The 6,179-nt window shown below is 34.9% G+C and carries 10 protein-coding genes; 3 read left to right on the top strand and 7 right to left on the bottom strand.

Going from position 1 to position 6,179, the window contains the following annotated elements:
* The first annotated feature begins 122 nt into the window (after positions 1-122).
* Positions 123-464 (top strand): PRC-barrel domain-containing protein, encoded by a 342-nt coding sequence (locus QHH19_06335; protein ID MDH7517943.1) that lies wholly within the window; start codon positions 123-125, stop codon positions 462-464.
* A gap of 92 nt (positions 465-556) precedes the next feature.
* Here the strand turns inward: QHH19_06335 and QHH19_06330 are convergent, their stop codons facing one another.
* Positions 557-892, bottom strand: coding sequence for a hypothetical protein (locus QHH19_06330; protein ID MDH7517942.1), 336 nt, complete (start codon positions 890-892; stop codon positions 557-559).
* A gap of 17 nt (positions 893-909) precedes the next feature.
* Positions 910-1,209, bottom strand: a complete 300-nt coding sequence (locus QHH19_06325; GenBank protein ID MDH7517941.1) for a hypothetical protein — start codon at positions 1,207-1,209, stop codon at positions 910-912.
* Between the two features lie 406 nt (positions 1,210-1,615).
* Here QHH19_06325 and QHH19_06320 point away from each other — a divergent pair, with 406 nt between their 5' ends.
* Entirely contained in the window at positions 1,616-2,617 is a 1,002-nt protein-coding gene (locus QHH19_06320) for a hypothetical protein (protein MDH7517940.1), read from the top strand.
* Positions 2,614-2,871: a hypothetical protein gene (locus QHH19_06315; protein MDH7517939.1), complete on the top strand. Its 258-nt coding sequence runs from the start codon at positions 2,614-2,616 to the stop codon at positions 2,869-2,871. Before QHH19_06320 ends, QHH19_06315 begins: the two co-directional genes overlap by 4 nt.
* A gap of 25 nt (positions 2,872-2,896) precedes the next feature.
* On the opposite strand, the gene QHH19_06310 is transcribed toward QHH19_06315, so the two are convergent.
* From QHH19_06310 to QHH19_06290, 5 genes are all read right to left on the bottom strand, one after another.
* A complete protein-coding gene (locus QHH19_06310) occupies positions 2,897-3,604 on the bottom strand; it encodes a site-2 protease family protein (GenBank protein MDH7517938.1) in 708 nt (235 codons plus the stop codon).
* 52 nt (positions 3,605-3,656) lie between these two features.
* Positions 3,657-4,829: a TraB/GumN family protein gene (locus tag QHH19_06305; GenBank protein MDH7517937.1), complete on the bottom strand. Its 1,173-nt coding sequence runs from the start codon at positions 4,827-4,829 to the stop codon at positions 3,657-3,659.
* A gap of 57 nt (positions 4,830-4,886) precedes the next feature.
* Positions 4,887-5,528 (bottom strand): 30S ribosomal protein S2, encoded by a 642-nt coding sequence (gene rpsB / locus QHH19_06300; GenBank protein MDH7517936.1) that lies wholly within the window; start codon positions 5,526-5,528, stop codon positions 4,887-4,889.
* A gap of 15 nt (positions 5,529-5,543) precedes the next feature.
* Positions 5,544-5,738, bottom strand: a complete 195-nt coding sequence (locus tag QHH19_06295; protein ID MDH7517935.1) for a DNA-directed RNA polymerase subunit K — start codon at positions 5,736-5,738, stop codon at positions 5,544-5,546.
* Between the two features lie 95 nt (positions 5,739-5,833).
* The gene (locus tag QHH19_06290) at positions 5,834-6,040 is read right to left on the bottom strand and encodes a hypothetical protein (protein MDH7517934.1); all 207 of its coding nucleotides are present in this window, start codon (positions 6,038-6,040) and stop codon (positions 5,834-5,836) included.
* Between the last annotated feature and the right edge of the window lie 139 nt (positions 6,041-6,179).

Here is a 6,179-nt window from a genome sequence, read left to right as displayed (position 1 = left end):
GACTAAATAAATGTATTTTTTTTATGTTGAGTCAATATAATTTTTACTTTTCACCTCACTATTATTCGGACAACGCCCAATTTACCATCACATTTTAATATTAGATAATGTATTTTGGTCTCATGATTGAAAAAGACCCTAACATAAAAGCAAGTGAGATTACATCTTTTCTGAAATTACCTGTTTATACACGCGATGGAGTATACATTGGATATGTTAAAAACATCTTCTTGGATATGGATGAGAAGCGCGTAAGCAGCCTACTTGTCACTAACACAAACCCTGCGCTAGTAGATGGTAATGTAGATGTCGCTGTACCATATAGATGGGTTAATGCTGTTTCAGATATAATTATACTATCGTATTTCCCATCTAGAGTAACTGCTCCTAAGAAGAAAAAAGAAACAAAAACAGAGGAAAACCAAAATAAACAGGAGAGCACAGATATTGACGTTGTACAATAAAGAGTTATCGTCATGTAAAAATTATAAATTATAACTTTATTTATAGACTGTTTAAGATAAATGCTATTTCTTTTGTAATTATCTATCAAATTTTACTTTCTTTCAACCAATTTTTCTAGAACCTTGTAGCCTTTTACAGCATCTTTTTTATGCAAAATAAAAGTCAGCTCAGTATTAGTCGATACTATCTCAAAAATGTTTATGTTTTCCCAAGCTAGATTTCTGACAACATTATAAATAACACCTGGTGTGTAAAGATAATTCTTTGAATATGTAAGAGTTAGGCACACTAAATTTGTTTCTAGATTAAGGATTTTTTCTCCTTTTAACAAAGAGAGTAGTTTTTCTCTGTATCTCTCGTTAGTCACTACACTAACTTCATGTCCACCGTGTATGATATTTAGAATATCTCCTTTTTCAAAATCCACGACGTCGTATAAACTTTTTAGTTTTTTAGTAGAGAAGAAGATCTAAGTAGTGCAATGTCGCATACATCTGTTTTTAATATGATTTCTGATGAGTAATCAAAATTTATTTCCTTATGTTTTTCTTTTATAGTATCAGTGTATCGTCTTAATGCCATTACTATTGCGTGTGTTTTTACTTTTTTGCCGAGTTCTTCTTCTATCTCCGGTTTTAGCTGTTCTGCCAGAGATCCATATGAGACTATTCCTTTGCTCATTGGTTCTTGTATGAATATCTTGTCGTCTACTAATTTTTGTACGATGTGGCTTATTGTTACCATAACAAAAACCCTCTATTTTGTGACTATACTCACATAATGTATTTATATAACTTTTTGTTATAAATTAATATGATAACATGTTAAGGACGGACAATGAAGTAAAACCACGAGATCTGTATCTGGATTTATGTTTAGAAAGTATGTTTGTATTCCTAATAGATAATATGGCGTATAAATAATAAATATATTATATAAGGCAATGATATGATAAACTCCTTAGATAAAATGGTTCAGACGCCCGAAATGTATATAAAAAGGAAATCCTTTTATATAAGGAAAGTTATATATAATTCTTTAATTAAATCAAATATATATAAAAAATGTAAGAAATGTACAACAATATTTAAATAGGGGTAAAAGTAAATAATATAATGAAAATATAAAAAAATCGAATGGTGATTGAAAAATGATGAAGAATCTAAGAAAATTCAAAGCAAGTCTTGTTGCAGGAATCATACTTGCTAGTATTTTTGTTTTACTTGCTAGCAGTTTTTCTGTTAGTGCAGAAAGTGCTGGTAGTGGACGTGGTACTATTCTCAAACGTGGTACTATTCTCAAAATAGAGCGAACAGATCATAATAATGGAACACTGAGCCCAGGTAAGCCAGTATCATTTACTTTTGATGTAACATATAGTTTAGTTCCTATTATTCCTGGTACTAAACCTGTATTATATATACCGCCAACTACCGTACATCTAGAAGTATCTGGAAATGATTATGATTGGATTACAGCTGTTCTTGATCGTAGTACTTTGCAGATGGAACCTGATAAACCTCAAAAAGTTACTTTAACTGTGAGTGTAACTCCCGAGGCGCCATATGTCAAGGAACACGAACTAAGGATTATTGCTAAAGCAGACAAAAAACTTACATGGTCAGAATCAATGTGTGATATCTTTGTTACTGTTACCCCTGACTTTCTATACTTCGTCGGTGCTTATACTGAATCAAACTATGCTCAGATTAGCCCACCCGGCTCATATAAATTCCCTATAACCCTTGTCAATGATGCTACTTATGAAGTTAAATTCTATTTTGAAACAAACAACGTCCCTAATGGCTGGGCTATTACGCCGCCTAATTCCGTGCCTGTTCTTCCTAAAGGCGAAAGAAAAGTGTATTTGACTGTTACTCCACCTTATGAATTTGGGCATCATGACGAAACTATAGGTTTTACTGTAGATGTATACGCTGAGCCATTTCCTGCACCAAGTGGTTATATGTATGAATTAACAAAGGTAGACACTTTAAATTTCCAGATGAAAAACCTTGGTTTTTCGATGGTACTTAGCGGTACTGCTCTTTCTGCTCTCCTATTCGGCATAATCGCTGTTATAGTGTTAGTCATAATAATTTTATTCCTTCGCAAATCAAAAAAGGAAAAAACAGTAGAAAAAAAAAAGTGAAGAAAAAGCTGATAGATATTCCTAAAGACGCCTTTAGACTTCCAGTTAACTCGATTGCTAAGTTTGTAAGTATTTTCAAGAAACCAGCAAAAAATATTAAAACACATAGAGAAACTGAACAGGAGATACCTGTAGAGGAAGAAAAAAGGAAACTAATTAACCGAGAAGCAGAAATAGAACAAAGCAAAAGGGAGAAAACTTTTCTTAAAATAAAACGTGAACAGGAAAAACAGAAGAAAAAATTAAAGTTTTAAAACAAACTTTTTTTTGTCTAATAAATCAGGGAGCAAATGATATATTTGTCATACCATAGACCATAATCGCGATGCCTATGCTAAATAATATAACCCAGGCTGTTGCGTTCCATCTCACAATTTTAGCACCATCAAGCGATCCTAATGGTAGCAGATTGAATGTAGCCAGGAAAGCATTAATTAAGCAAATGAAGCCAATAACTTGGCCTATTATTGATTCAAAGAAGACAAAATATAATATTAATGTTACCAATGCTACTACCATGTTGGCGAGAGGCCCAGCAGTTGCTATCCGTCCTGTTTCAAAACTTCTTGAATCACCTCTGAACATTACCGCACCTGGTGCTGCAAACACAAAGCCTGTAAAAAATGCTAATAACAATGCTAATAATAAACCAAGGGGGTACATTCTATACTCTGACCATAAACCATATTTTTGTGCCATAAACTTATGTGATAGCTCATGGAAAAAAAACGCTGTTAAAACAGCTAAAAGTGATATAGGTAAGAAAGAAATCAAAGAATTAATGTCAATACCATAAAACAGGTTGTTATTTGTGAAAGCAAAAGAAAACGCTATTGTTAGAACAACAATTGAGATTAAAAGATGCACAATTTCTGTCCTACTGAATCGCCCAGGTTTATCCGCCTCGATTACACCTTTTGGGAAATACATGTACTCCCTAGGTGGAATATCATGAAATGATCTGTAGATTTTTTTTCCATCAGACATATACTCAATCTCTAATCAACAAATCATAGTAAATAATTTTTTTTAAACAAGATTAACCTGATAGCCCGATGCTTAATATCAATGGTACTGCTATGAAAGTCCCGATCATGCTACCGAGATTCGCTAGAGCTACTAGCATAAGCAACCTTATAACCTTATTTCTCCAGAAATCTCTGAGCCCCTCGATTTTACTTATCTCCTGAAAATCCTTGATCCTGGGTGGTCTCAGTTTTGCTTCTACAAGCCCTGCAAACCATCCTGGTGCAAAGAAAGGCTCAAGTGATGTGAAAGTTGCTGCTAAGAAAGCGGTTGCTATAGATAGTGGATGACCCATTGCTATTGCTGCTCCAAGCGCCGAGAGAGCACCATGTATGAGAAACCACAATAGGAAGATGTTACCAATTTGGTTAAAGGCATTAGGCCCACGTGTTATTATAAGCCATATTATTATCCCAAAAAATATTGTTGGTATAGCTACTGCAATTACCTTACTTAAGCTTATAAGTTTTTTAGGGACAGTCTCAAGGTTTTTTAAATCAACTTTTAGCTCCTTTTTTTCTAAACATTCTTTGATGCCGTTTAAATGGCCTGCGCCTACAACAGCAACAACCTTACCATTCTTACTTTCATCAAGTATTTTTTTAGCTATGTACTCGTCCCGCTCATGTATAAGAACATCAGCAACGCCAGGTGCTATCTCCCCAAACTCTTTCATCATAGCAGAGATAACATCTTCTTTCATCAGCTCCTTTAAATCTATATCTTCAAGTTCTTCTTCGTCATACCCAACAAGAGCCTTCATGAACTCCCAAGCAAGCCTAGTCTTCTCCCTGAAACCCATCTTCCTCCAAGCCCTCTTGAGTGTAACAGAGATATCCCTGTCTATGAGCGCTACCCTCAGGTTTTTCTTCTTTGCTTCATCAATAGCAGCAATCATCTCAGAACCAGGTTCTACACCATATTCTTTACCAAGTCTACGCTGTATAGAAGCCAAAAATGTTTGAGCCAGAACAATGTAGGCTCTGTTCTCTCTGATAAGAGCGGTAACAGGTGTATTCTCCCATTTATCTTTGTTAACTAGAGTATCATATCTTTTCTCACAAAGCTCAACAGCAACAACATCAGGTTTGTATTCCTCAATTACACTCCTAACCTCATTGACACTATCCTTAGAAACATGTGCTGTGCCAACAAGTACAATGTTATCGCCTATTTTAACCTGCAAATTAATGTCTCCTCTTAGATTAGGTAAACAACACTCGGTTATTTAAAAAAACTGTTTTTATAACTCAGCCTCAAAATCTTCTATTTGAAGGTTGAACTCATCAAAGTTTTTGATCTTACCCTGTTCTTTCATCACCGCTCTTGTTAAAAGCCAATAAACAAGAGCAAGTGCACGTCTACCCTTATTATTAGTTGGTATAACTAAATCAAGGTATTTTGTCTCATTATTAGTATCACAAAGCCCTACTATAGGTATACCAAGGTTTCTAGCCTCATGTAAAGCCTGCGCATCAGTTAATGGGTCAGTAACAAACAACAAATCCGGCTCAAAAAAACCCTGTGCATTCGGGTTGGTTAAAGTACCTGGTCTAAAACGCCCGTCAAGCACTCTCATACCTGTGTTCTCAGCAAATTTTTTAATAGGTTTCTGCCCATATTGACGTACAGATACAACCAGGATCTTAGAGGGATCAAATTTAGCGAGAAACTTAGAAACCATCTTTATCCTCTGATCAGTTTTCTTAACATCAATAATATACAATCCGTCGTTTCTAACTTTATAAATAAAATCTTTTATATCAGCTGTTTTCTGCCTAGTCCCAATATGTACACCAGAGGTCATGTAGGTTTCCTCAGAAATCATCATATCAGAGTTTTGATCAGCAGTATCTATCTCCTTTTTTTGTTCATCTTCACTCATAAAATTTTTCCTCTTTTAATTATTCTTGGTAGTAGGATGACTAGGATGCTTAACTGTTATGGGTATAACACCCTCTTTGAACTCCAACATGGCTATTTCAATAGGCTCCATGAACTCCTTTGGTATTTTAATCAACGATGGGGCACCCATCGATATCTGTAAAGCCCGGGCGCCTATGATACGTGCTTTTTCAAACCTAGTGTATTTCAAATTTAATCCTCCATATAATATAAGGTATAGGTAAGAACACCAAATATGCGGAATATTTAAAAAGATTGCCCTATAAAAAGGGCGATGAAAAAAGGCTATTTCTCCAGGGTGTCAATTAAATCAGTTGAACGTGCACCTGTGAACTCTTCAAGAGCCAACTGCATGTCAAGTGTTATATCCCGCAAAAGCTTGTCAATGTTGTTGCTTTTAAACTCTTTTACACCATCGATATCTGAATATATCCTCCCAAAATACCCCTCTTCATCCTTGTGTATTTCTATATTATAAAGGGTTTCTTCCATCAGTTCTTACCCCCTCTCATGTTTAATACAGCGCAGATATATAAAAATTTTTTGGAAAAATCAGTGTTGCCCGCAAATTCATTCTTTCTCCTTATTTAGTGCATGCAATTCCATAATACAAATCTGCATAAAACCTCCA

The sequence above is a fragment of the Candidatus Thermoplasmatota archaeon genome (assembly GCA_029907305.1).
GTDB lineage: Archaea > Thermoplasmatota > E2 > DHVEG-1 > DHVEG-1 > JARYMC01.
Note: the sequence above shows the minus strand (reverse complement) of the source record. Positions and strands in the feature narration are given on the sequence as shown.

Bases quoted from the DNA above. Each gene is read 5' to 3' on its own strand.
- QHH19_06335 (MDH7517943.1), top strand. From the start codon at position 123: ATGATTGAAAAAGACCCTAACATAAAAGCAAGTGAGATTACATCTTTT.
- QHH19_06325 (MDH7517941.1), bottom strand. From the start codon at position 1,209: ATGGTAACAATAAGCCACATCGTACAAAAATTAGTAGACGACAAGATA.
- QHH19_06320 (MDH7517940.1), top strand. From the start codon at position 1,616: ATGATGAAGAATCTAAGAAAATTCAAAGCAAGTCTTGTTGCAGGAATC.
- QHH19_06310 (MDH7517938.1), bottom strand. From the start codon at position 3,604: ATGTCTGATGGAAAAAAAATCTACAGATCATTTCATGATATTCCACCT.
- rpsB (MDH7517936.1), bottom strand. From the start codon at position 5,528: ATGAGTGAAGATGAACAAAAAAAGGAGATAGATACTGCTGATCAAAAC.
- QHH19_06290 (MDH7517934.1), bottom strand. From the start codon at position 6,040: ATGGAAGAAACCCTTTATAATATAGAAATACACAAGGATGAAGAGGGG.